This is a genomic window from Candidatus Dependentiae bacterium, from assembly GCA_016191325.1.
Taxonomy (GTDB): Bacteria; Babelota; Babeliae; order Babelales; family JACPOV01; genus JACPOV01.
Map to the genome: position 1 here is coordinate 442,772 of JACPOV010000008.1, position 22,931 is coordinate 465,702.

23 protein-coding genes are annotated in these 22,931 nt (G+C 38.7%); 16 read left to right on the forward strand and 7 right to left on the reverse strand.

Annotated features, from left to right (window positions below):
• Positions 1–49: 49 nt before the first annotated feature.
• From murD to HYX58_02515, 3 genes are read right to left on the reverse strand one after another with little or no spacing between them, the layout of a single operon-like run.
• Entirely contained in the window at positions 50–1,432 is a 1,383-nt protein-coding gene (gene murD, locus HYX58_02505; GenBank protein MBI2774851.1) for a UDP-N-acetylmuramoyl-L-alanine--D-glutamate ligase, read from the reverse strand.
• Entirely contained in the window at positions 1,422–1,856 is a 435-nt protein-coding gene (locus tag HYX58_02510) for a hypothetical protein (protein ID MBI2774852.1), read from the reverse strand. The genes murD and HYX58_02510 overlap by 11 nt, the downstream gene beginning before the upstream one ends.
• Positions 1,857–1,863: 7 nt before the next feature.
• Positions 1,864–2,325 (reverse strand): hypothetical protein, encoded by a 462-nt coding sequence (locus HYX58_02515; GenBank protein MBI2774853.1) that lies wholly within the window; start codon positions 2,323–2,325, stop codon positions 1,864–1,866.
• Positions 2,326–2,451: 126 nt separating this feature from the next.
• Between HYX58_02515 and ileS the strand changes: the two genes are divergently transcribed.
• The 5 genes from ileS (at position 2,452) to HYX58_02540 (ending at position 7,422) form a co-directional block, all read left to right on the forward strand.
• A complete protein-coding gene (gene ileS / locus HYX58_02520; protein MBI2774854.1) occupies positions 2,452–5,370 on the forward strand; it encodes an isoleucine--tRNA ligase in 2,919 nt (972 codons plus the stop codon).
• Between the two features lie 17 nt (positions 5,371–5,387).
• A complete protein-coding gene (locus tag HYX58_02525; protein ID MBI2774855.1) occupies positions 5,388–5,756 on the forward strand; it encodes a hypothetical protein in 369 nt (122 codons plus the stop codon).
• A 25-nt stretch (positions 5,757–5,781) separates the two neighbouring features.
• Positions 5,782–6,159, forward strand: a complete 378-nt coding sequence (locus tag HYX58_02530; protein ID MBI2774856.1) for a hypothetical protein — start codon at positions 5,782–5,784, stop codon at positions 6,157–6,159.
• Positions 6,140–6,454 carry a hypothetical protein gene (locus HYX58_02535; protein ID MBI2774857.1) on the forward strand — a complete coding sequence of 105 codons (315 nt, stop codon included), beginning with the start codon at positions 6,140–6,142 and terminating at the stop codon, positions 6,452–6,454. The genes HYX58_02530 and HYX58_02535 overlap by 20 nt, the downstream gene beginning before the upstream one ends.
• Positions 6,455–6,756: 302 nt before the next feature.
• Complete coding sequence (locus tag HYX58_02540) at positions 6,757–7,422, forward strand: hypothetical protein (GenBank protein MBI2774858.1); 666 nt, start codon at positions 6,757–6,759, stop codon at positions 7,420–7,422.
• 109 nt (positions 7,423–7,531) lie between these two features.
• Here the strand turns inward: HYX58_02540 and HYX58_02545 are convergent, their stop codons facing one another.
• Positions 7,532–8,350, reverse strand: coding sequence for an AAA family ATPase (locus HYX58_02545; protein MBI2774859.1), 819 nt, complete (start codon positions 8,348–8,350; stop codon positions 7,532–7,534).
• Between the two features lie 71 nt (positions 8,351–8,421).
• Entirely contained in the window at positions 8,422–10,452 is a 2,031-nt protein-coding gene (locus HYX58_02550) for a hypothetical protein (GenBank protein ID MBI2774860.1), read from the reverse strand.
• Positions 10,453–10,549: 97 nt separating this feature from the next.
• On the opposite strand from HYX58_02550, the gene HYX58_02555 reads away from it, so the two are divergent.
• The 10 genes from HYX58_02555 to HYX58_02600 all read left to right on the forward strand — a co-directional run bounded on the left by HYX58_02555 (position 10,550) and on the right by HYX58_02600 (position 18,620).
• Entirely contained in the window at positions 10,550–10,942 is a 393-nt protein-coding gene (locus HYX58_02555) for a hypothetical protein (GenBank protein MBI2774861.1), read from the forward strand.
• Positions 10,939–11,454: a hypothetical protein gene (locus HYX58_02560; protein MBI2774862.1), complete on the forward strand. Its 516-nt coding sequence runs from the start codon at positions 10,939–10,941 to the stop codon at positions 11,452–11,454. The genes HYX58_02555 and HYX58_02560 overlap by 4 nt, the downstream gene beginning before the upstream one ends.
• Positions 11,454–11,912, forward strand: coding sequence for a hypothetical protein (locus HYX58_02565; protein ID MBI2774863.1), 459 nt, complete (start codon positions 11,454–11,456; stop codon positions 11,910–11,912). Before HYX58_02560 ends, HYX58_02565 begins: the two co-directional genes overlap by 1 nt.
• Before the next feature lie 166 nt (positions 11,913–12,078).
• Positions 12,079–12,528 carry a 50S ribosomal protein L9 gene (gene rplI, locus HYX58_02570; GenBank protein ID MBI2774864.1) on the forward strand — a complete coding sequence of 150 codons (450 nt, stop codon included), beginning with the start codon at positions 12,079–12,081 and terminating at the stop codon, positions 12,526–12,528.
• Between the two features lie 78 nt (positions 12,529–12,606).
• Positions 12,607–13,914: a replicative DNA helicase gene (dnaB, locus tag HYX58_02575; GenBank protein ID MBI2774865.1), complete on the forward strand. Its 1,308-nt coding sequence runs from the start codon at positions 12,607–12,609 to the stop codon at positions 13,912–13,914.
• 114 nt (positions 13,915–14,028) lie between these two features.
• Positions 14,029–14,811, forward strand: coding sequence for a hypothetical protein (locus HYX58_02580; protein MBI2774866.1), 783 nt, complete (start codon positions 14,029–14,031; stop codon positions 14,809–14,811).
• A 53-nt stretch (positions 14,812–14,864) separates the two neighbouring features.
• Complete coding sequence (locus HYX58_02585) at positions 14,865–15,383, forward strand: crossover junction endodeoxyribonuclease RuvC (protein ID MBI2774867.1); 519 nt, start codon at positions 14,865–14,867, stop codon at positions 15,381–15,383.
• A gap of 81 nt (positions 15,384–15,464) precedes the next feature.
• A complete protein-coding gene (locus HYX58_02590; protein MBI2774868.1) occupies positions 15,465–15,779 on the forward strand; it encodes a hypothetical protein in 315 nt (104 codons plus the stop codon).
• Positions 15,780–15,846: 67 nt separating this feature from the next.
• Positions 15,847–16,437 (forward strand): peroxidase-related enzyme, encoded by a 591-nt coding sequence (locus HYX58_02595; GenBank protein MBI2774869.1) that lies wholly within the window; start codon positions 15,847–15,849, stop codon positions 16,435–16,437.
• 119 nt (positions 16,438–16,556) lie between these two features.
• On the forward strand, positions 16,557–18,620 hold the full coding sequence (locus tag HYX58_02600) for a hypothetical protein (protein MBI2774870.1): 2,064 nt from the start codon (positions 16,557–16,559) through the stop codon (positions 18,618–18,620).
• Here the strand turns inward: HYX58_02600 and HYX58_02605 are convergent.
• Positions 18,617–20,932, reverse strand: coding sequence for a S8/S53 family peptidase (locus HYX58_02605; protein ID MBI2774871.1), 2,316 nt, complete (start codon positions 20,930–20,932; stop codon positions 18,617–18,619). The two genes, HYX58_02600 and HYX58_02605, sit on opposite strands and share 4 nt — an antisense overlap.
• A gap of 227 nt (positions 20,933–21,159) precedes the next feature.
• Here HYX58_02605 and HYX58_02610 point away from each other — a divergent pair, with 227 nt between their 5' ends.
• Positions 21,160–21,564 (forward strand): thioredoxin family protein, encoded by a 405-nt coding sequence (locus HYX58_02610; protein ID MBI2774872.1) that lies wholly within the window; start codon positions 21,160–21,162, stop codon positions 21,562–21,564.
• Between the two features lie 292 nt (positions 21,565–21,856).
• On the opposite strand, the gene recF is transcribed toward HYX58_02610, so the two are convergent.
• Positions 21,857–22,927 carry a DNA replication and repair protein RecF gene (gene recF, locus HYX58_02615; GenBank protein ID MBI2774873.1) on the reverse strand — a complete coding sequence of 357 codons (1,071 nt, stop codon included), beginning with the start codon at positions 22,925–22,927 and terminating at the stop codon, positions 21,857–21,859.
• Positions 22,928–22,931 lie beyond the last annotated feature (4 nt).

A 22,931-nucleotide genomic window follows, 5' to 3' on the forward strand; every position in this document is an offset into this window, starting at 1 on the left:
CATTCAAAATAAACGAGGAGTGGTACGAATATATAGAGATGGGTAATAATTATGAAATCGTGTAATGCTGCGCGACTAACTCTTTAAATCGTTTTCCGCGCATTTTGTAATCGGTAAAAAGATCGAAGCTTGAGCCGCTGGGAGAAAAAAGAACCGGCGTTTCTTCATTTGCAAATGTTCTGCATGCTTCAAACGCCTCTTCAAGTGTTGGTGACGCATGCGCTTTTATTGCACGCGCATTGCACCACTGCGCAAGTTGGTCAGCTTCTTTGCCAAAACAAATAACCGCCTGCACATTTGCTGGTAATTGTGCAATCAATTGAGATCTATCGACTCCCTTACTCAATCCGCCCAGCATGAGAATCAATGGCCGATTACTAAATGAATCAATTGCTGCTAATGTTGATTGTGCTAGAGTTCCTTTAGAATCATCAAAAAAAGTAATTCCTTCTTTTGTGGTAATGCGCTCTAACCGATGGCTGAGTACATCCGAGTCGAAAGAAATATTTTTTATCAAATCAAGAGGCTTATTTAAAATGTTTGTCGCCGCTGCAACGACGATCCAATTTTGGATAAATGAATGTTTGGGCAATTCATTGATTGAAATAAGAGGTTTCACTAAGCCGTTTTGATACACAACAATAGTGCCATCTTCGATCCAAAATAATTTATGCGGTATTATTGCGCCTAATTTGTTTAAATCAATCTTGTATTGAGAAAAAAAAGATAGAAACTGTGGGGCGCAATCCAAATAATTTTTAATCGCATCAAACTTTAAAAGCTCCACTGGCAGCAATGCATGTTGCCCAGCTTTTTGGTTGCAAATAAGGTTGAGTTTTGCTTTCAAATATTCTTCCATCGTGCCGTGTCGATCAAGATGGTTTTGATACAAATTTGTCCAAAGAGCAAGGTATGGTGCAAATGTTTTGCAATATTCAAGCTGGAAACTAGAAAGTTCGAGAATGGCGCAATCAGTATTTTCTTGGTGCGTAATTAGATCGAGCATCCCCGTTCCAATATTGCCGCCCGTTGAAATACGCATTGATGATGAAAGTAACGTAGAAAGAAAATGGGTTGTTGATGTTTTTCCTACCGTTCCCGTTATTGCAATAATTGGTTTTTTAAAAGCATCAGAAAAAATGTCCAATTCACTCAAGAATTTAGAGCGATAATTTTTATAATCCCGTAAATCTATTCCAGGGCTTGGAATAATAAGATCATTATTATCGAGAAACTTATTTTTTTGCTCTTCCCCAAAAAGGGTAATGGAACGCTGAGCGCAATATTCTTTCTCTTGATCAGAAAGTGATCGCTTCTCCATTACCGATAATTTAATAGGATAGTCAGAAAAAAATTGCGCAACAGATTTGCCGACAACGCCAAAACCCCATATGCCAACTTTTATCCCTTCATTCAGGCCTTTATGCATCATCAGTGACATCTCCTTTAATAGTCCCAAAATAACACAACATGCCTTGAGTTCCAAATGCAGGAATCTTTTTTCTATCAAATTGTAAATAATATTGTTCGGTACTTACTGGAACTAAAGCAAACATGATCCTGTATTTGGGATCCATATAAACGATATTTTTGAAGTTAGACCAGTTTTCCGGAAGAATTTTAGGAAGGTTACTGATAATTTGGGGCCCAGAAAACGGCTTAAATGGGATTTCATTATCGCTATTTTTTGCTTGCAGCAATAATTCGTTACCCGCATACGAACCCAACTTAGATTTAACTGTTTCTATTTTATCAAATTTTAAAAATGCATTGAGTTTTTCATCTTTATCCATGGATAGTAAACGACATGAACCAATAAATAAAAGTGATAAAAAGACTATGCGGCAGATCTTCATATGAGAGCTATTTAGGTTTTAAATTAGTAGAAGGACCATTTGCATAAGAAAGTATTATAAGTTTGTGACGATCTATATATTTCTTTTCGTACCGATCCAAAATATCAGATCTATGAAACATTAACTCTTCAGGGCAATTTGAAGGTAAGGGTCTTACTGAAAACATAATTCTTTGGGCTGAATCGGTAAAAATAATCTCTTCAAAAAGTGGAAACAGTTTTTCAAAATTTTTCTGCAACGTTGTGTCGAGAGCAGAAAAATGATCAGGGCTCAAGGTGGTCGCATCTTTATGCTCTAACGGGAGCTTAGCTCTTTTTAATAGAGCTGTACCAGCCTTTTTGCCAAACAGATCTGTGACGAGTCTGTCATCTGTAAAAACTGCAAGGCACGCCAATTCTTTATCCTTCTGATTAAGGGCGGCATGGGATTCTAATTGAAGCAAAAGCAGTGCAAGAATAATTTTTTTCATATTGGTCGCTCTGTTGTTAATTCTAGATGAAAAGAGTTAGTGCTATGGAAATTGGTGCAAAGACCATGTTTTTAGTATACTTATTTAAAGGCTGTTTGCAAAAAATTGATATTATGAAGGACATTCATGGTCGACGAAAAATCACCCGTTAGCTTTAAAGATACCCTTAATTTACCGACGACCACATTTCCTATTCGCCCAAATCACCTTGTTGATGATCCGGTACTCCTCGAGCGCTGGCAAAAAGAAAACCTCTACTCAAAAGCTTTTAAGCTCAATGAGGGCAACGAAAAGTTTATTTTGCACGATGGCCCTCCTTATGCAAATGGGCATATTCACTTGGGGCACGCCTACAATAAAATTCTTAAAGATATTGTAAGCAAATCCCAGCGAATGGCTGGCAAACATGTGCCCGTAACTCCAGGATGGGATTGCCATGGTTTACCAATCGAAATTAAAGTTACCAAAGAAAACCCTGAGCTTCATGGGCTTCCTCTCTTGCAAGCATGCCGCGCCTATGCACAGCAATGGATCGACGTGCAACGTAAAGAATTTAAACAACTTGGCGTTGTAATGGATTGGGATCATCCTTATTTAACCATGAATCCTAGTTATGAAGCGGAAACGATTCGCGCATTTGGCACCTTTGTTGCCGATGGGTATATGGAAAAAAAGAAAAAAACTGTACCTTGGTGTTTTCACGATCAAACAGTACTTGCAACTGCTGAAATTGAGCATAAAGAGCGTAAAGATCCTTCAATCTACGTTCGTTTTCCGCTCGCTGCAGAATCGATTAAAAAACTCTTTCCTGCTTTAGCTGGAAACAAAATAAACCTCCTGATTTGGACAACAACTCCTTGGACGCTTCCGCTCAATCGCGCGGTACTTGCAAAACCAAGTGCAACGTACGCCGTAATTAAAGTGGGCGAAGAGTATTTAGTTGTTGGAAAATCGCTTATCGAAAAAGTAATGGCACTTAATAATGCAACACCCCAGATAGTTGCGGAACTTAAAGGGGAGCAACTAGCAAGTGCTCAAGTCCAACATCCATTTATCGAAAATTTACGCGTTCCAATTATTGCTGACGATTCAGTTTCACTTGATGATGGTACTGCATTTGTTCACTGCGCTCCCGGTTGCGGCCCTGAAGATTACGAAGTCGGTGTCAAAAATAACCTTGAGATTTTTAGCCCAATTAGTGCCGATGGTAAATATTTGCCCGGCATTGAGCCTAAAGAACTGGAAGGAATGCTCGTTACCGACGGCCAAATTTGGGTAATAAAAAAATTAGCTGAACTCAACCGTATGTGGTTCAAAGGCTCAATAAAGCATAATTATCCGCATTGCTGGCGCTGCCACAATGGGCTTATTTTCCGCGCAACAAACCAATGGTTTTGCAATTTATCCCATGGCAATTTAAAGCAAAAAGCACTTCAAGCTATTGAAAAAATAGCATTTCTGCCTGAACGCAGCGGTAATTTCCTTCGTGCGACGATTGAAGGGCGCCTTGAATGGTGTTTATCTCGCCAACGCAGTTGGGGCGTGCCAATTCCTGCAGTACTTTGTACGCAATGCGAGCATGTAATAATTACACCTGAATTGGTAGAATTTGTTGCAAAAGGTGTTGAAAAAGAGGGGATTGAATATTGGCAAGATCTTAAAATGCACGAACTGCCTTTTAAGCTTAAATGCCCAAAATGTTCATCAACAACGTTTGCTAAAGAAAAAGATATTCTCGATGTGTGGTTCGATTCTGGCATAAGCCATTATGCAGTATTGAAAGAAAATCCAGCCCTCCGCTTTCCTGCCGATATGTATCTTGAAGGAATTGATCAGCACCGTGGATGGTTCCAGAGTTCATTGCTCACAAGCTTGGTGCTTGAAAAAGAAGCGGCGATGAAAAGTATTTTAACGCACGGATTTACGGTCGATGAAAAGGGGCACAAGATGTCCAAATCGATTGGAAACGTCGTGAGTCCCGATGAGATGATCAAACAAATCGGTACCGATGGATTGCGTTTATGGGCTTCAAGCATCGATTATTCTGGTGATGCGATCGTTTCAAAAGAATTGATCGGCAACGTTTCAGAAGTGTATCGCAAAATTCGCAATACCTGCCGCTTCCTGCTTTCAAATCTTTATGATTTTGATGCAGAAAAAGATTTGATTCCCCTTGATGAAATGATGGTAATCGATCATTATGCGCTTGAGCAACTTTATTATTTAAATGCCTCAATTCGTGCAGCGTATGAAATTGCAGATTTAACCGCCGTGTTTCACAAACTTTCAGATTATTGTTCAAAAGAATTGAGTTCATTCTATCTTGATGTTATCAAAGATCGTTTGTACACCGAGAAAGCCAATGGTGCCAAACGTAGATCAGCGCAAACTGCGTGTTGGTATATTCTTGATACGCTGACGCGTTTAATGGCTCCCGTACTTTCATTTACCGCTGAAAATATTTCCGATGTGTATCAAAAAGAGAAAAAAGATTCGATTCATCTGCAGCCATTCACAAACCTTGCCGATATCTGGCAATCAATGATCGCGCGCACCTCGCAATCGTCGGTTCAAGGAATCGATTGGTATCCTTTTGAAGGGCGTGCACAGGAAACTGCAGACGCAATTCGTAAATTGAGTTTCGTTACCGAATCGCAAGAACAATGGGAATTATTAAAAGAAATTCGCAGCGCAATACTCAAAGCGATTGAAGAAAAACGTGCAGAAAATCTTATTAAACATTCGCTTGAAGCGCGCGTATCGGTCCATTTCAATTTCGACGAACACCGAAATGAAATTCTAAACGATTTTTTTGCAATGCTTGAGCGCCACCATGAAAAGATTGATGAATTTTTTCAAGAATTCTTGATCGTTTCGCAATTTCAGGTAGAGCTTTCGCCAAAGAAATTAAATGAATCTGATTTGAAAGGCTTTTCTCTCATCGTAGAGCATGCACGAGGAAATAAGTGCCCTCGCTGCTGGAAATGGGAAGAGAATAATAACGAGTATCATTTGTGCAATCGCTGTAAAGAAGTTTTGACATAAATAAAAGAGGAAAAGCTATGAGAAAAAGAATTATTCTCTTAACTATTTTAACTGCTATAAAGATGAGTTATGCAAACCCTCAATTAATAAAAATGGCATCACAAGAAACACTCAAGGAGCGCTTAACACAAGCGAAATTTGATGACTTTGCTTGTGTAACAAAAATTCACGAAAAGCTTGGAGATCAAGAAGTTTGCGCGGCTGGCCTCTATCTTACTGTCCAAATCGCACTCCAGGATGAATATGTTAAGCATCGTAAGGAAAATCCTGAGTTAGTAAAATCAATGCTAGAATCTACCACACAAATTATTCAAACGCTTGTGCCTGATTCACCAGAGTTCTTAGAAGAGCTATCATCGCCACTTCTTATCCAGTCCAGTAAGTGATAAAAATAGATAAAAAAGGGAATATATGAAAAAGGTAGTAATTAGTTTAGCTTACTTAGTGCTGTCTACAATGAATAATGCTATGACGACGCTCGTAACATTGCCAGATTCAGAAACCATTAAAAAACGTTTAGAAGCTTTACAACTTAATGATCTTGTAAGAGTAACAAGCATTCATAAAAAATTTGGTGGAAAAGAATATTATCCAGTTGGTGTTTATCATGGAACAGAAATCTCAATTGACGATTACAACCAATATTATAAAGATAGCCCTAAGTTGCACGATTTAATGCAATCATTCGCACCAATAATTGTTAACACCATTCTGCAAGATCATCCTGAAGCAATAAAAGAGTTGATTGAATTCAGAGAAAAAGGGAACTATGAAAAAAACACTAATTAATTTAGCTTTCTTATCGCTTTCTTCGATGAGCAATGGAATGGATAAAGAATTGGTAACGTTGCCATCGCAAGAAGCTTTAGAAGCGCGTTTAGAGGGAATAGGATTTGAAGATTTTGGGGAACAAACACGCTTTACTGAACAAGTTGGTAATATGACGTTTAAAAAGTCAGAGTTTATGGAAAAGCTCAATGGCGCACTTGAAGAATACAAAGAAGTTGCATTTACCGCATTGAATGTTGAGAAAGCTAAACCTAGAATTATTGCATGTTTTCTTGGAAATAACGAATCGAAATAGCTAATAAATTTAATAAAATACTCAACAAGTAGTATTTGAAAAACCTCAAATAGTTTTGCTATTTGACAATTTTGCAACAGACCGCTATAATATATAGTATGAAGATAATAATCAATTCAATTCAACTTTCAAATCTTTACAGAAATCGAGATGCGCAAGCGTTGAACCGATTTTTTACCCCTTTTTTTAAAATTGGGGATAGATTGTATTTATAAAACTTCGTAAATAGAATCCAGCAAGTTAGATCCCCGGTTTAAAACACCGGGGATTTTTTTTAATTAACAAACAAAGAAAGAAAAAACATGAAACGTTTATACATAAAAATCGCACTTTCGATCACGTATTCAGTAGCGGCAATGGAACCATCAGATTCCAATATTCACTCTGTTATCGATAATCACATTTCTGAGGTGGTTGTAAAAATGTTTTGTCGTGAAGACCCACTCCGCGGCAAATTGCCCGAATTAAGAGTGTATCAACCAGATTGGTTAAAAAATCATGTTATAAAAATTGATGAATCCAGATTAAAGGGCGCCAAAAAAATAAACGATGCATTGAAAAAACTTGATAATAAATCATTCTTTGTTCCGTATAAAGAAGAATATCTTATTCCTCAAGAGGAAAGAAAAAAAACAAAACGATGGGTACCAGAATCGCTCGTTATTGCAAAAAAAGTAATACAAGATGAGCAAAAACGTATCAATCTTGAGCAGGCGAAAGAACTTAAACTGTTAATCGTAGAAGCAAAATACATTGATCTCAATACGGGGAATCTGATTCCCACGGCAGACGGAATTGCTATTTGTGATACCGAACGCCGAAGTTTTCATAGTAACGATGCCAGCTCATTAGATGTACTGCGCTCAGGGTTAGACTCATTGGCTAATAATTTTTTGCTGGACGATGAAGCTAAAAAATATGTGGAAAATGAATTGTCGGCCGTATGCTCATTAAAAAACAAGAAATGAATTTTTTCGAATTTTCTTATGTGAAGCATCGAGTATTTTATCTAATAAAAAGGCCTTCGAATTCGAAGGCCTTTAATTATCATTTTTTTTGAATCATTGAGTTAAATTATCAATCCCAATCGCCTGTCAATTCGCAGGCGCGCCCTATAAATCTGCTTCTCATGCGCGTATTAAGCCCCTCCAGGCTTCTACCCTCTATGACAACAAAGATATCTTTATTATGCTCAATATCATCTAATTTGTTTATTATCGCATCGAGCGCTACTTTGTTGGCATTCATATAATCTTGGTTTTGAGAATTAATGAGATCAACTCCATTAATAAATAATAGAACAGGTTTATTTAAATTCTTAGCGGCTTCAAATACTTTGTGAACTCGACTTGCCGTTTCAAGCCCATCTTCTGTGACAAAATTTGCTGCAGAAACGTAAATTGCAGGCAACTCCAACTCTTGCGGCAGAGTATTCATAAAGTTTAGCTTTCTAGCTAATGGACCAGAAATAAAAAGCCTATTGATAATTGGTATATTGTTTTCTATAAAATATTGGCGGTTACTAAAATAAATAAGAAGCTCTTTTGCTACTATTGGAAGTTCACCTTTATATTTTCTTTCAATTCTTTCTTGCGCGCTCATTTTTTTCTCTTCGGCAGAAAGAGGTTTCGGATTAACTAGGTTAAAATTTGCTGCATCTTTATCTGAGTTAACTTCTTTTTTGTCGCTACGATTACGCAATTTCTCAAGAAATTCTGGAGTAAGTAATGAAGGCCTTTCTTCATTGCTTTTTACCTTGACTTCGCAAGATTCAGCGGCATTAGAAATGATAAGCAATATAGTTATTATAATAATATTTATTGGAAACAACTTACTCACAGAGGTATCCTTTATGGTTGTTTGTTTAGTTGTCCAATAAGTATAATTTTTTTTCAACTATTTTATATATCCGCCTTCAAATAAAAAAGCCCCGATTTTACTCGGGGCTTAAATTAAATCACAAGATATTATGACGCGAGTACAGGCGCTCCTAGTGCGAGCGGTTCTGGTTTAAGTTCTTTCAGCATTTCCTGATATGCATCCATGAACTGGCCCATATAGCTTGCTTGCTGCGATGGTGTACCATTATCTGCCGGAATAATTGGCGGATTGAGCTGCGTAAGTACCGCAAAATCTTGCGGGCTGAGCGTTGTATCGAGCCTATCGTTTATACCAAAGAGAAGATATTTCATTTCTTTGCTAATATCTTTTGGCGCACCGCCTGCGGCAGGAATAATTTTAAAATCTGGCGTTATTTTAATACGAAGAAGTTCAGGTATTTCTTGCATGATCAACTTTTCATAATCTTGAAAAAGCGATTGTGCTTGTTTTTTTAATTCGCGCTTTTCAAGTCGTGAAAGATCGGTAGTATTTCTTACCTCTTTCTTAATTTTATGAACCGCTTCAGTCATTTCGGTTAACGCCGAAATCATATCTTTTGCGCGAACAAAAAGCGGTGTGCTTGGATCGTACGGTGAAGCCACAGGGCCGGTTAAGAATCCTTCAAGGTCTTTAAAGAGATCTTTTGGCGAAACATTGGCAACGGGTGCAATGCCGCCGCCGCGCGTTATCGATTTCTTCGTTAAATAGTCGCTAAAACTTTCAAGTTGTTCTAATATTTTTTCGAGCTTCTTTTTTACCGGTTCGGATGCAGCTTCCGGAACTTTAACCCGTTTTTCAGGGCCTGCTTTCTTTTCGTCCTTTTTATCATCCTTCTTCTTATCATCTTTCTTTTTGTCGTCTTTTTTCTTATCGTCCTTCTTTTTATCTCCAGGTTTATCAGGCTTTGAAGCGCTCGCAGCATCGCCACCTTTTCCAGGCCCAGCGTTTATTCCTGAGGAAGGGAATGATGGATAACTTGGATAATTAGAGCCGGTAGGGGTGTATCCCAAATCTCCACCTGCTCGGCCAAATGCAGGCTCAAAAACGCGAGGCGCAAGTGGCGGGCGACGTTTAATCGCTTCTTCTTGTTCTTTGCGCGCAGCAGCTTGGCGTTTTTCTTCTTCTTCTTTTATTTTAAGTGCTTCTGGCTCATATTTTTGCAAGAGCTTTTTTGCATTCGCAATAAGTTCTTGCGTATAAACAGCTTTTTGTACTGCTTGCAAAATACTGCCAAGCGTTTGCTTTGATTGTTCGCGTGTCAAAATAGTTTGGTACGCTTTATTGACAGCACTTAATTGATCTTCATTAATATCAAGCGCAACGCTTAGTTCATCTATCGGTTTACCTTCTAATTGTTTTTTAATAAGTGCCGGGCTTTTTTCGCGTAATAAATTCTGATATGCCAATTGAATTTCTGCAAATGGCGTACGAGAAGTTACTCCAAGAATTCCGTACGATTTATCGGCATCGATCGAAACTTCTGGAACATAAAATTGCGGCTCAAGCATTCCAAGCGTTTGATGAAGTTCTTTAATTGACGAAAGAAGCGCATCAAAATCTTTATCAAAAAGATAATTTACGATTTTTTCTTGCTCAATTTGATGTGCAAAATAAACAATGTCTTCAAAATGATATTTCCATGGCTTTACCGCATCGGCAAATTCACGATCACTTTCAGCCTTGCGCTGAATTCGCTCGATTTGAGCGGCAAGTTCTTGCAGGATCGCGCGCATCTCTTTTGTTTTTGCTGGCGGCATTAAGATGATCGGATGGCCCGCTGGAATTTTGGGCTCAGCCGGTTTTATAGTTACTGGCGGCGTTGCTGGAATCATCGGTTCGCGGAAAATTTCGTACGGATCTTTCCCTTGCGCTTCCATTTCCTTGATATATTCTTCGCCTATTTGCGCAAGCGCTTCAAGCGTTTTTTCATCCATGTTTTCAAAAATTTGTGAAAAAAGCTCCAATTCCTCTTCACTCAATGGCGGAAGATCCGGGATATCGCGCATTCCTTGGCCCGTTGCCGCATGTGATGAGCCGCCCGCTATTTGGGCAGAAAGTGGCACCACGCCAAAACCCACCGATAATGAAAAAAAAGTTATAAGCAGAAATTTATTCATAAAAGTCCTCATACTATGGTATGGGTAAAATTAAATTAAGCATACTCGCGGACGAGCGTAATTTCAAACACTAATCTTCTAGCTGACGACATTAAAAATGCGGTGTGTTACTAAAAAATACGGTTTTCTAACAACAGAACTTATCTATGCAACAGCGATTGTATTCATAAGTTTAACGCTTATTATAAAATGGCATAGCGTTCTTGCAACCTATCGTGCAACTGCTTTGAAAAAACTTGATATGATCAGCAAAGCCTCAAGTCTTATTGAGCGGCTTCAAGTAGATGAGCGTTTTCGTCAAACAGGCGGCATGAAAAATAGCAACTATGAATATGTGTGGAAAGTTCATTCAATTTCATTTGATCTTGCCGATCAACTTTTTGGCAAGTCAGTTACTCCCGGCTTTGGAAGCATTATTGAGTTAAAGGTAAACTGGCGAGATGCAAAAGGGATTGAACGCACTTCAATATTTGAGGGGCCGCTTGCATGAATACTATGCGCTCAGGATTTTTGTTAATTGAATTGAGCGTATACGTTGCACTGGCACTTTTCCTATCTTGGCTTGTTATCGGCTTTACCGCTCGCAGGATTACCATTATGAGCCTAGAGCAACAAACTGCGCAGCGCATGGTTGGGATTCACACATCACTTGCTGCAATAAAAAGAATCGTTGAAGACTTTGAAAAGCCGATTGAGCATTGGAGCGTCCGCTCCGCAAATGAAATTGTGGTAGCGCGAAACGCGCAAGAACATAGAGGCTTTTTGATCGAAGCAAACAAATTATGGTATTTAACTGGCTCTTATTCACTCAAAAGAAATCAGTGGGTTAAAAAAAACAAATCACTCATTTTTGATAAAGTAAAACAAGCACGATTTGAAATCCAAACCATTAATAAGCACCCAATTGCTGTGCAATCACTTATTTTAAAAGCTGAACTTGAGTTGCCAAATGAAAAAACTTACCAAGCAGAGCAATGGTATGCAATCTCGGGGACGATCTAATGATAAAAAAGCTTCCCGGTTTTGCAACTCTTATGATTCTCGTAATGATCGCATTCATTCTTCTTTATACAAGCATCGTTTGGCAATCGGTTGGATACTTGGATGAACTGGCAACGGCACATATGCAGCAGCTGCAAACTGAGGGTGAAATGCATGCGATAAGTTCATGGGCGATAGCCCTGATCAAATATAGATTTGATCAAATTATGCAGCAGCTGACAACGGCCGGGCACGAGCTTTCATTTGCTTTTGATGGCAAGAAGAAAAAGCTACCATTAACCAATGCCGAACTGCGTTTTTCTAAAAAATCCGATTCTTGCATTCTCCTGAACGGAACCATACACCTTAAAGCAAATAAAAAACGGTCTTTTACCTGCGTAATCGAAAAAAGAACAACGGAAAAGCCGAATGAACCGACCACCTTTATAGTAAGTGGCTATAAAACAATGGTTATTTAGCAGCCTTTTTTTGGCAACCCCAGGCGTACACCTTGCGGACAATGATGCCATTTTTGCGCTTAAAATAGGCTTCTTTTAAACGCTCCCTAAAATTGGCCACCTATTTTTTTTTAGCTAAACCGGTATGCTTAAAAAAGAGAACACAATTGGCTAAGAAAGGCATCGTATGAAAGTTTATCTATTAAAAAATGTTGAAAAAGTTGGGATGGCTGGCGAAATCATTTCAGTATCTGATGGATTTGCAGCAAACTATATAATCCCGCATAAACTTGGCGTCCAAATTACTTCAGAAAACCAATCGTTTTATGAGCAAAAGAAAAAAACAGTCGAACACCGCAAAGAGGTTATTGCTACCGAAACTTCGATGCTTGCTGAAAAAATTAAATCTATTCATGTAATACTCAAAAGAAAAATGGCCAATGGCACCAAACTTTTTGGCTCTATTGCACCGGCAGAAGTAGCAGATCTTTTAGCAGAAAAAGGTGTGAAGGTCGCAAAAAATCAAATTATTTTTGAAAAGCCAATCAAAGAAAAGGGCAGCTATGAAGTTATCGTTAAGTTGTCTTCACGTTTACAACCAAAAATTAAATTGACGGTTGCTCCGGCACCTGAATAACGCAAGGAAGCTATGGCTTACGATGCCGCGCGTAGTCAGTACAAGACTTCGCAACCCGAAAAATTGCTCGGAAAAACCATGCCGTATAGCCTTGAAGCTGAGAAGGCTGTACTCGGTGCTCTTTTGCTTAATGACGAGTATATTCACAATGTAATTGAAATTATCGGTGCGCAAGATTTCTATAACCTTGCGCACCAAGTAATTTTTCAAGCAATAACCCAACTTACTCAAGAGCAAAAACGAGTTGATCTGGTAACTCTTCAGGATGCGCTCACAAAAAAAAATAAACTTGAAGAGATCGGTGGCATTTCTTATTTACTTGCTTTGCAAGAAGATATTCCAGCGGTGGGGATGGTAACTCATCACGCGCGCATTATTAAAGAAAAGTCTACGCTTCGTTCGCTTATTAGTTCTGCAACACAAATCATCACCACCTGCTATGATCAAAATGAAAAAGATATAGATGTTGTTCTTGATGCAGCAGAACAAACAATTTTTCAGATATCAAACAAACGGACCAATCAAAATTTTGTTCAGCTTAATATTTGGCTCAAAAAAACGTTTGAATATCTTTCCGATATTAAAAGCCACAGTAAAGGAATTACCGGCATCCCTTCAGGTTTTAAAAAACTTGATGCGATGACCTCCGGCTTTCAAAAAGGTGATCTCGTTGTCCTTGCGGCTCGCCCCTCAATGGGCAAAACTGCTTTAGCACTTGCACTTGCATCGCAAGCAGCTCGAGAAGGGTATACGGTTGGTTTCTTTTCTCTTGAAATGTCGGCAGAGCAACTCACGCTACGATTGCTCTCAACACAAGCGGGCATCTCTCATCATAATATACGCAATGCGACTATTTCTTCAGATGAATGGCTAGAATTAACGAACGTAGCAGCGCAATTAGCATCAATGAAACTTTTTATAGACGACACAGCGATGGTTGAATTGATGGAGTTGCGCGCAAAAGCACGTAAACTGAAAAATGAACACAAATTATCTTTCATCGTCGTAGACTATTTGCAGCTGATTCGCACTGCAAAAAAACATGAAAATCGGCATCAAGAAGTTTCAGAAATTTCTCGATCGCTTAAAGCGCTTGCTAAAGAACTTGAAGTGCCCATCGTGGCGCTTTCACAGCTTTCGCGTGCTGTTGATAGCCGCGTGGATAAAAGACCTATGCTTTCCGATTTAAGAGAATCTGGAGCAATTGAGCAAGATGCCGATCTTATTATGTTTTTATACCGCGACAGCGTTTACAACCCAGATGCAGAAAACCCACTTCTTTCTGAAGTAATTATTGGTAAACAGCGCAACGGCCCAACCGGGACCGTGATGCTCAATTTCATTCGAGAGCTCACGCGTTTTGAAGATCTCGATTACGACGAATAAATATTGCCCATAATAAAATTGACTCTCGGTAATTCGATCAACTAGAATAAAAACATTAATGTTTATTTCTTGTTGGCAGCTTGCGCCCGTAACATTGTATCGGGAAAAATCGGTATGCCTTACAAATTCTATTGGCTCGGGGCACTATGCGCACAGTCTTTGCTATTACTCACGATGGAGGAGCGCCCAACGAGCTCCGACGATCCCACTAAATTATTCCTTAGCCAATTATTCCTTAGTACGATTCGAAAACAAGAATTAGTCGAGTTTGATGATAGATCTGAGATTCGAGTTGAAAACCCACAAGAAGTAATTCAATATTCTGGCGATCCTGTAGAAGATCTACAAGAGATTTTAGGCACGAACCTTATGGAACTTAGAACTTCTAATGCCCTAATTCCCAAAATCGTAAAACCGCCTGCAACTGTTCCGTCGCTCTCCACTGTTTCTGATGAGAGTAATATGAATCCTCTAGATGAATTATTTTCAGAACCAGATCCTCTTGCTTCTGTAGCGTTTGGACCTATTTTGGAAGAACAGTTTTTGATTAATAGTGCAACGCAAGAAGCGGATCAAATTGCGTTAAAAGAAAGCGTTTCCCACTATGGTCAATTAAATCTTAATCTCGATAATGAGCTGAGCCGTTATTCCAATAAAGAATTGAAACAAATAAAAAATAAAATAGTTGCCAAACTGAGACAACCCGAAATGCATGTTAAAAAAGATGCAGACCCTCTTAAGAACGAACTCATAGCCTTACTGGACGAAATAAGTAAACGCATAAAATGCCATACGCAATTACGCGGGGAAACGGGATCTCCTAAATCTAAAAAAAAGAAGACCGAAATGAATGGTCCTTCCATAAAAAACCTTCCCTGTTATCCAGAAGATGACTGATTATTTTTTTTGTATATAATCAAAGCGCCAAGAATATTAATTAAGGAATAGCAATGATAGTTTTAGGCATCGATCCCGGATTTTCAGTAACAGGATTTGCGATTATTAAGCATGAAGGGGGAAAGGCGAATCTTATTGATTATGGTTTTCTTAAAATGTCCCCAACCAAAGGCTTGCCAGAGCGAGTCGGCATATTCCACGCTCTTTTTCTAGAAAAAATACAAAAATTTGCGGTTACAGATATCGCACTCGAAACGCCTTTTTTGGGAAAAAACACGCAAACATTTTTAAAGCTCGGTTATTTACGCGGTATTGTTTATTTACTTTCCGACACCTATAAAACGGCGCTTCACGAACTTTCCCCTAGCGAAGTAAAACTTGCAGTCACCGGATCAGGCGGCGCCCAAAAAGAGCAAGTTGCGCGAGTCGTATATCGGTTATTCCCAACGGTAGGCGTCGTGCAAAAAGCAGACGTCACCGATGCAATCGCTATTAGTTTGTGCGGACTTTGGAAGGGTAAGCAAAGCAATTCTTTGACTCAGCAATATTTAAAAAAAATGCTCACAAAGTAGTAATTTTGGGATACTTGTTTTTCGATTTGGTTACTAGTTATGATCGATTCGAGTGTCACATTTTTAAACATGGAGCGTTTTATGGTTTTTAAAAAATTCGCATTCTTATTATTATTTGCTGTTGTTGCGTTTGGGCAGGTTGACGCATTTCCATCAAAAAGAAAGCATTTCTCTCGAGAACAATGCGAGACATCAAACGAATGTTACTGCTCACAAAAGGGCGATTTTAGACAAAGACACGCTGATGATAATCCAGTATATGTTGAAAATGATCCAAACGGTGTTTTCTGCTATTGTAAGCAATGGGATTTAGACAATTTTCCTGGTCCTAAAAAACGCAACCGTCACAACAAGTATCGAGCAATGAGAACCAGACAAACCGGTGTTGTTTACTAAAGTAGTTGTTCATTCAAAGAAAAGGTATTCACGAAGAGTACCTTTTCTTTATTCTCAAGGATGAAAAATGAAATATTCTATTTTCTCTGTATTGTTTTTTTTAGTTAATCCAGCGTATTCAGTTCCGCATATAGAATTACCGCAGTCACTTCCAGGAATCATCAGTCTCCTAGCTTATTGCCCACAAACTGCAAAGCCACTTTCAATGCTGGCAGAAGTATTACTTCGAGGCGAATCGACATTATCTGCAGGAGAGCGAGAGCTTATAGCTTCCTATGTTTCATCTCTTAATACATGCAATTTTTGCTGTAATAGTCACAGCGCTGCCGCTGCACATTTACTAGATAACGGTGCGTTGACCACGGTGCAAGCGGTAAAAGACGATTTTCAAACGGCACCCATTTCAGAAAAGCTCAAAACTTTATTAGCGATCGCTCAACAAGTGCAAAAGAATGGGAAATTAGTAACGGCCGAACATATTTCACGAGCAAGGCAAGCAGGGGCTACCGATAAGGAAATTCACGACACAGTTCTCATCGCCGCCGCTTTTTGCATGTATAACCGTTATGTTGATGGACTTTCAACGTGGACACCTGATGACCCGGAAATTTACGATGCGATGGGCAAAGAATTGGCGCAAATCGGTTATATCCGTTAAATCTATTGCAATTAACGCGTCTGTTGGCGCAAAATCTTAAGGAAAACAGCACTGGTGAAAATTCAGATTGAAAATAATTTGTTCTGATAATCATTATTATGTTAAAAAATGGGTGTGCCGTGAATAATAAAATAGCTGTAGCCGATTACAAATCATATAAATTCCCCTTTATAATTGGCATTTTATTATTGATCTTAACGATTATCGGCACTAGCGTGCTCATCTTTAATTATTATCACTATAAATTAAAACTCAACGCTGATTTGGTAGAAGCTATAGAATCTAATACGACCTCCGTTACTGACGCTATCACCCTAGAACTCAAATCGCTGGCTGAGCATATCACTCAATTTTATACTCTTAATAAATCGTTACCCCGGAATGAATTTACAAATAATGCGATCAAATTTCTCAAAGGGCCCACCCTTATTAAAGAGATCGATCTTATCACGACAGAAAGTACGTTCGCATTTATTAAAACGAATAACGATGCGGTAGATCAAAAAAAAGCAGCAACCTTGCCGCAATCTGCACAAGCCAACGAATGGACAGAGCCGTTCTATTCTGAAAATCTAAATACAAAAGTAATAGCGTACCAACTCGTTACTTCATCCAATGAGCGAATATTATTTCTCTTGCCACTTTCTGCGGTGCAGCAGCATCTTATTTCGCTTAACCCTCTTGTTACCAGCCTCAATTTTTTAATTCACGAAGATGGAACGATTATTGTGCATCCATCCACTCCGCACATCGGCTATAGAGGCGAGCGCTCTATTTTCGATATATTGTTTATACTTCCCGGAGATGCACGCTATAAAGACATACAAAAAATTATAAAAAATCCAGAAGGCGGCGTCATTAATTTTCCAAACGAAGTAAGCGGCCAAGAAACGTGGGTTGTTGTCAGTCCCTTGGGCCTTGATTCATTAAAGATTGCCGGCATTTGCTACCCAATTGGCGTTGCTGAACGGCACAGCACTATGCTGAGGCACAAAATATTTCAAATAAGTATGGGCTGCCTTCTGATTGCGTGCCTTGCAAGCATTCTTCTAGCTGGTTGGTTTTCTACCATTCTTGCGTGGTGGCTTGCTGCAATGAGCATTGCATTTTTTTGTACACTCCAACTCTTTTTTTTGTGGAATCAAGAAATAAAACATGGGCTTGAGCGCCATACTGATTACACGGTGATCGCCGACCAAAATCAACTTAATGTGCTCATCGGATCACTCCAGGAAAAATATTCTATGTCGCCTCTTTTTAAGCATGTCAATTTTATTCCGACCGGTGTATTTTTAGAAAAGATCATCTTTTCTCGAGAGTCCAACGATGTACTTCCAAGTGTATTAGTAAGTGGCTACGTTTGGCAGCGCTATGCAAAATCACTAACAATAAAACCGGCGTTTATAATGCCAGATGCGTTCAGTTTGCAAACGGATCTTTTGCAAAGTTCTTCGCGAGGCCATGAAGATTATTATCTCTGGCAGTTTTCGTGTAAATTATATGCGATCGATACGTTCCTCACCTACCCCTTCGATCATCGCCACATAAATTTACGCATCTTGCATCCAGTATTTAATGAAAATACGATTCTGATCCCAGATCTTGATGCGTATACGCAAAATGATCCTAAAACATTGCCCGGCATTTCTGCGCTTGTTTCAATCAGCAGTTGGTTCTTTCAAAGCTCATTTTTTAATTATAGAAAAAATCATTATAACGCAACGCTCGATTCTGCAAATACTGCATTCATGAGTTTACCGCAATTTAATTTTTCATTTATTTGTCAGCGTACGCTCATTGGCGAATTCATCACGTATCTTATTCTTCTTGTTTTAACGATTATTTTTCTCTTTATATTACTGCTTACTTTTTCAAAAGAAGAAAATCTGATGGGATTCACAAATCTCGATGTGCTCATTGCATTGAGTGGATTACTCTTTGTTCTTATTTTAAGCCAAGTATCATTACGGCAAGCGTTGGGTGTTATCGGAATAAGTTACATAGAGAGCTTTTATTTTATTTGCTATTTTTTCCTTACCGCTATTGCAATTGATAGCACACTTTTTGTTATGGGCCGCGGTGGGCAATTTATTCAGTATAATAATAATTTGATACCTAAACTTATCTATTGGCCGCTTTTCTTTCTCTTGGCAGTATTAGCTACCTACTTTTCATTTTATTAAACAACATTATCGGCAAACTGACGTGCAGCAATCAAACGATTTTTTATCCCACGTGCTTGCTTTACCCACGAATCGTTTTTTAAAGCGTCGTGCGCAAGTTTTTTCTGAGCACGATCTGGCAATCCCAGTGAATGAAGAGAATTTTTGCGCTCGGGGCTTACAATTTCGCTACGGATTGAGTTCACCACACTATTGATACCATCTTGCAAAGACGCCGGCCGCTTAAAGTTTTCTGGAAATGGCTCAGCATGTGCTTGATTAATGAAAGCTATAAAATCGTCTTTAGGATTTGCGCTGTTCAAATATTTTTTACCATATGTTTCAAGAGGTTCTAGCAGTTTGAAAAAAACAGCAGCCATTAAATTCTCAAACGGTTGCGTTGCTAATTTTTTCTTTAGAGCTTTAATGCAATGTAAAACAAAAAGAGCGGTTCTCATATCCAGAACACCCAGGATTGTTTTAGTTTTCCAATCTGGCGTTGGCGCAAGTTTGAACGTTGCGTGATAGCAAACATTTAAGAGTTCATCTTTGGTGAAATCATCTTTAAATTCACCAAGCAGCAATGCAAGAAACCCGCTTGTCAGCGCTGCTGCCATCGAAGTGCCACTGCGATACATATAAATAGATGATTCAGGAAGGCTTGGAATTATTCCTGCTCCAATAATATTAACTCCCGGCGCAACAAAAAGTGGCCCTTTATTGATTTCGTATTGCGAGAATTCCGGAATAATTGGATTGTGATTTTCTAATCCAAATGCGCCTACATCAAAAGCTACCGTTTCAAAACGAGCAGGATACGAAAGCGTTGGTCGCCTGCTATTACCGCCATCATTTCCTGATGCAGCAACCACATACGGTGTCAATCCAATGAGTTGCGCAAGCGTTTTTGAGGATTCGTGCGTCAAATCAATCCGGTCTGCAATTTTGAGACTTAAATTTAAAATATCGGCATTTCCAGAGATTGCTTTTTTTACTGCATCGATAAGAAGCGATTTAGTACTCAATCCTTTTTCATTAAATGCTTTAATCATCATTACCGTTGCTTGCGGAGCAATACCACCAATTTGATGATCGTTTTGTGCAGGGCATCCAGAAATGAGGCTGAGGGTATGCGTTCCGTGAGTTGCTACTAATAATTGTGACGGATCGTTCAAATACGATGTGGGTAAAAAATTAAGTACCGCATATTTATTATACGGTTCATCCAGCCAACCCACAGTGTACGTACCCGCTGCCTTAATAATTTTTTGTAAAAGTATAGCTCCCTGATTATTGAGGGATCCGGATCCATCGCAAATAGATTGATTTCCGTGCCTTGCTAAAAATTTTTCAATCCCCTCTTTATTTTTATGGGATGCATAATCGCAAATCCAATGTGCGATCAATTGCTCAAGCGATTCTGGCGGAACTGTTTTTTTTAAATGTGGTTGAATAGCCGTTACCAATTGAGAAACTTGAGCCGATTTAGAGTTATTGCTGATTGTTAAATTTTCAAGGCCAATTCGAGGATAATTAATCGCAATATCTCTGTGTTTATAATAATGTGGATTATCTTGCACTTTAAATGCACAAGCTCCAGTATCAATTAATGCGATCGTAATTCCAGCACCCTGGCTAGGAGCAAGTTGATGCAGCGAAAAAAAATGGGGAAGATAAGGATATGTTGGGGGATAATATGGCTCTTCTAAAATTAATCCCGTTGTAGGAAACGATTGATACCAATACACATTTTTATCGTTCAACTGTTTGAGCTGATCAATCGAAAAATAACCATTTCCAGCCATTCTTTCATTTTTTTCTTCTTGCGCTGTTAAATAGACTGGAATATCTGCATCGATATAACATTCAAGATTTTTTTTCTTAAAGATATCTTGTGCCGTACTTGAAAATTTTTCATACGGTACGCCATTGGGAATATATATAGTATAAAAACCAAAATGCGGATCGCGCCGTGGATAAAAAGCATAATTAAGTTTATCGGGGTATTCTGAACAATATTTATAATAAAAGAGCGAATAATATAATCTTTTGAACCGATAAGAAAGGTAACCCCAAACAGACAGATTTGTATTATTTTTTTCGTAGGGAATAAGATAATGCTCATTAATTAATGAATTATTAATTTCTGTAAGCGCATCTTTTTCTATTGCATCTAATTGATGCGCGTCGCTTTGGCAGCCCACTAAAGAAGGAAAATGAAGAATAAGATGCCGAAGCGGTTCTTGCTGTTGAATATCTATAGGGCTAAGCGAAAACAGCTCCAAGGAAATGCCTAATGCCAGAAGCATAATTTTTATAGTATGATACTTCACTATCCACCCGCCTCCCATTGGAGTTAATTAATACTTCTTTTTTTTGTTACTCCAAATAATCATTTTTTGAAATTTCCGGAGTAAAAGATGTCCTACAATTTAGAAAGAACCATTAAAAAAAGCAAATAAAAAACACATACAAAACAAAAAAGAGATTAATTGATTTTGTATTAATTCAGATAGTAAAATTACTGTGTGGTATATGTTATTTTATAAAGGAGATCTGTATGAACATTCGTTCTTTTTCTACTGTTTGCGCACTGAGCCTTTTAGTTATTTTTTCTGCCAGTTGTGGAGAAATAGTCACTGCGAGAAACCATAATGAATTTAATGCCCACCTTCAGGCTGCACCCGTTGTAGTCGCAGAATTTTACAGCCCAACTTGCAGTCATTGTATTACTTTTAATAAATCTGGAACGTTTGAATCACTTGCAAAAGAAAATCCTGACGTGCGATTTGTGCGAGTAAGTTACCAAGACAAAGAAGCTGCGATGCTCTTTGGCTCGCACAGGGTGAACGCTTTTCCTACCTTCTTAGTATTTAAAAACGGACAAGAAGTAAAAGAGCTTCGCCAAGCTGGTGGCCTTACCAAAACATCAATTCAAGATAAGATAAATAAAGCGAAAAAATAGATAAAAAAATAAACCACCGCACTGATGGCGAACCATCGGTGCGGTGGAAAAAAGGAGAGTAGTAATGAAGCCTAAATTAAATGTGCTAGAAATCTCTTCCCAAACACATCATTCATTATGATTAAAATTGCTAGAATGTCAAATAATTTTTTATTTAACAAAGCTCTTTTTTAAAGCTTTTTTCAATTATTTATTACTGTTAATGTACCTATTTTTTCGATACTTGTCAAACGGGGCGCATTTGAAAAGAGCCAAGAAAACGCCTAAAGTTTCCACCTGAAAAGACCATTCCTCACAAACTTATCTTGTGGCATCCCTGCCCCATAAGCGCAGCCTCGAAATGGCCTATTACCAAGGGGGATGTAAATATTGCCTGTTGAGCATTTTCTTTGATCAGTTCAATAAGCTGGAACGCGGTCGGTTCATCAAAATCGTTCATAAAATCATCGAGCAGTAAAAGAGCTGGCCCCTTGGTCGCTTTAAGCTCCTGAAGTTGGGCTATTTTAAGGAGCATAAGGATGAGTTTTTGCTGGCCGCGAGAAGAAAAGCTTTTAGCCACTTGCCCTTTGAATTTTATGTCTATTTCATCAAGGTGCGCACCAAAAAGAGTCCTACCCATGGTAAACTCTTTAAAGGGCAATTTTTCTTGTGTAGCCACCCAATCGTTCCATGAATTACCAAGTGTTTCATATTTAGATTTGTAGCTTAATGCAATGCCGCTTTCTACTTTAAAATGACGCAATAATTGATTCACCCGAATTTCAATCGATGATAAAAGCGCTGCGCGAATTCGCGCAATTTCTTGGGAATGTTCAAATAACTGCTGCGTCCACAGCCAATATGATTCGTCCGCTGCTCCATCTGCGCGAGAAACAAGAGCGTTCCGCTGCGCAACTATTGAGCGCAGCGTTCTTAATTCTTGTAAAAATTCAGGCTTGTGCAGCATAACTGCTTGATCAATAAAAAGCCGACGCTCTTCCGGGCCGCCCTTAATAAGCAAAAGATCGTCTTCGGTCAATGTAATAGTGCGATAATAGTCGATCAGTTCTTTATATGATTTTATCGGCTGCTGATCAATTTTAACCAGTTTTTTTCTGGAAGAAAATCCCACTTGAAGTTCATGATCTAAATTATCAGCGGCGACCCCAACTTTCAGAAAAAAAGATTCTCGTCCAAAAGATAAAAGATCTTTTGGAACATGCGTGCGAAACGATCGCAAATAGCATGCATAATGGAGTGCCTCCAGAAGCGATGTTTTTCCTGAACCGTTCGCACCAGAAATGAGTACGAGCGGTGCCTGAAAATCAAGCTCATACGAAGGAAAGCAGCGAAAATTTTTGAGCTCTACTGAGTTTATCTGCACTCAA

Coding starts and splice junctions, on each gene's coding strand:
- HYX58_02540 (MBI2774858.1), top strand. CDS start 6,757: ATGAAACGTTTATACATAAAAATCGCACTTTCGATCACGTATTCAGTA.
- HYX58_02530 (MBI2774856.1), top strand. CDS start 5,782: ATGAAAAAGGTAGTAATTAGTTTAGCTTACTTAGTGCTGTCTACAATG.
- HYX58_02585 (MBI2774867.1), top strand. CDS start 14,865: ATGATAGTTTTAGGCATCGATCCCGGATTTTCAGTAACAGGATTTGCG.
- murD (MBI2774851.1), bottom strand. CDS start 1,432: ATGATGCATAAAGGCCTGAATGAAGGGATAAAAGTTGGCATATGGGGT.
- HYX58_02555 (MBI2774861.1), top strand. CDS start 10,550: ATGCGGTGTGTTACTAAAAAATACGGTTTTCTAACAACAGAACTTATC.
- HYX58_02580 (MBI2774866.1), top strand. CDS start 14,029: ATGCCTTACAAATTCTATTGGCTCGGGGCACTATGCGCACAGTCTTTG.
- dnaB (MBI2774865.1), top strand. CDS start 12,607: ATGCCGTATAGCCTTGAAGCTGAGAAGGCTGTACTCGGTGCTCTTTTG.
- HYX58_02550 (MBI2774860.1), bottom strand. CDS start 10,452: ATGAATAAATTTCTGCTTATAACTTTTTTTTCATTATCGGTGGGTTTT.
- HYX58_02535 (MBI2774857.1), top strand. CDS start 6,140: ATGAAAAAAACACTAATTAATTTAGCTTTCTTATCGCTTTCTTCGATG.
- HYX58_02595 (MBI2774869.1), top strand. CDS start 15,847: ATGAAATATTCTATTTTCTCTGTATTGTTTTTTTTAGTTAATCCAGCG.
- rplI (MBI2774864.1), top strand. CDS start 12,079: ATGAAAGTTTATCTATTAAAAAATGTTGAAAAAGTTGGGATGGCTGGC.
- HYX58_02515 (MBI2774853.1), bottom strand. CDS start 2,325: ATGAAAAAAATTATTCTTGCACTGCTTTTGCTTCAATTAGAATCCCAT.
- HYX58_02560 (MBI2774862.1), top strand. CDS start 10,939: ATGAATACTATGCGCTCAGGATTTTTGTTAATTGAATTGAGCGTATAC.
- HYX58_02590 (MBI2774868.1), top strand. CDS start 15,465: ATGGTTTTTAAAAAATTCGCATTCTTATTATTATTTGCTGTTGTTGCG.
- HYX58_02510 (MBI2774852.1), bottom strand. CDS start 1,856: ATGAAGATCTGCCGCATAGTCTTTTTATCACTTTTATTTATTGGTTCA.
- HYX58_02610 (MBI2774872.1), top strand. CDS start 21,160: ATGAACATTCGTTCTTTTTCTACTGTTTGCGCACTGAGCCTTTTAGTT.
- HYX58_02565 (MBI2774863.1), top strand. CDS start 11,454: ATGATAAAAAAGCTTCCCGGTTTTGCAACTCTTATGATTCTCGTAATG.
- HYX58_02525 (MBI2774855.1), top strand. CDS start 5,388: ATGAGAAAAAGAATTATTCTCTTAACTATTTTAACTGCTATAAAGATG.
- ileS (MBI2774854.1), top strand. CDS start 2,452: ATGGTCGACGAAAAATCACCCGTTAGCTTTAAAGATACCCTTAATTTA.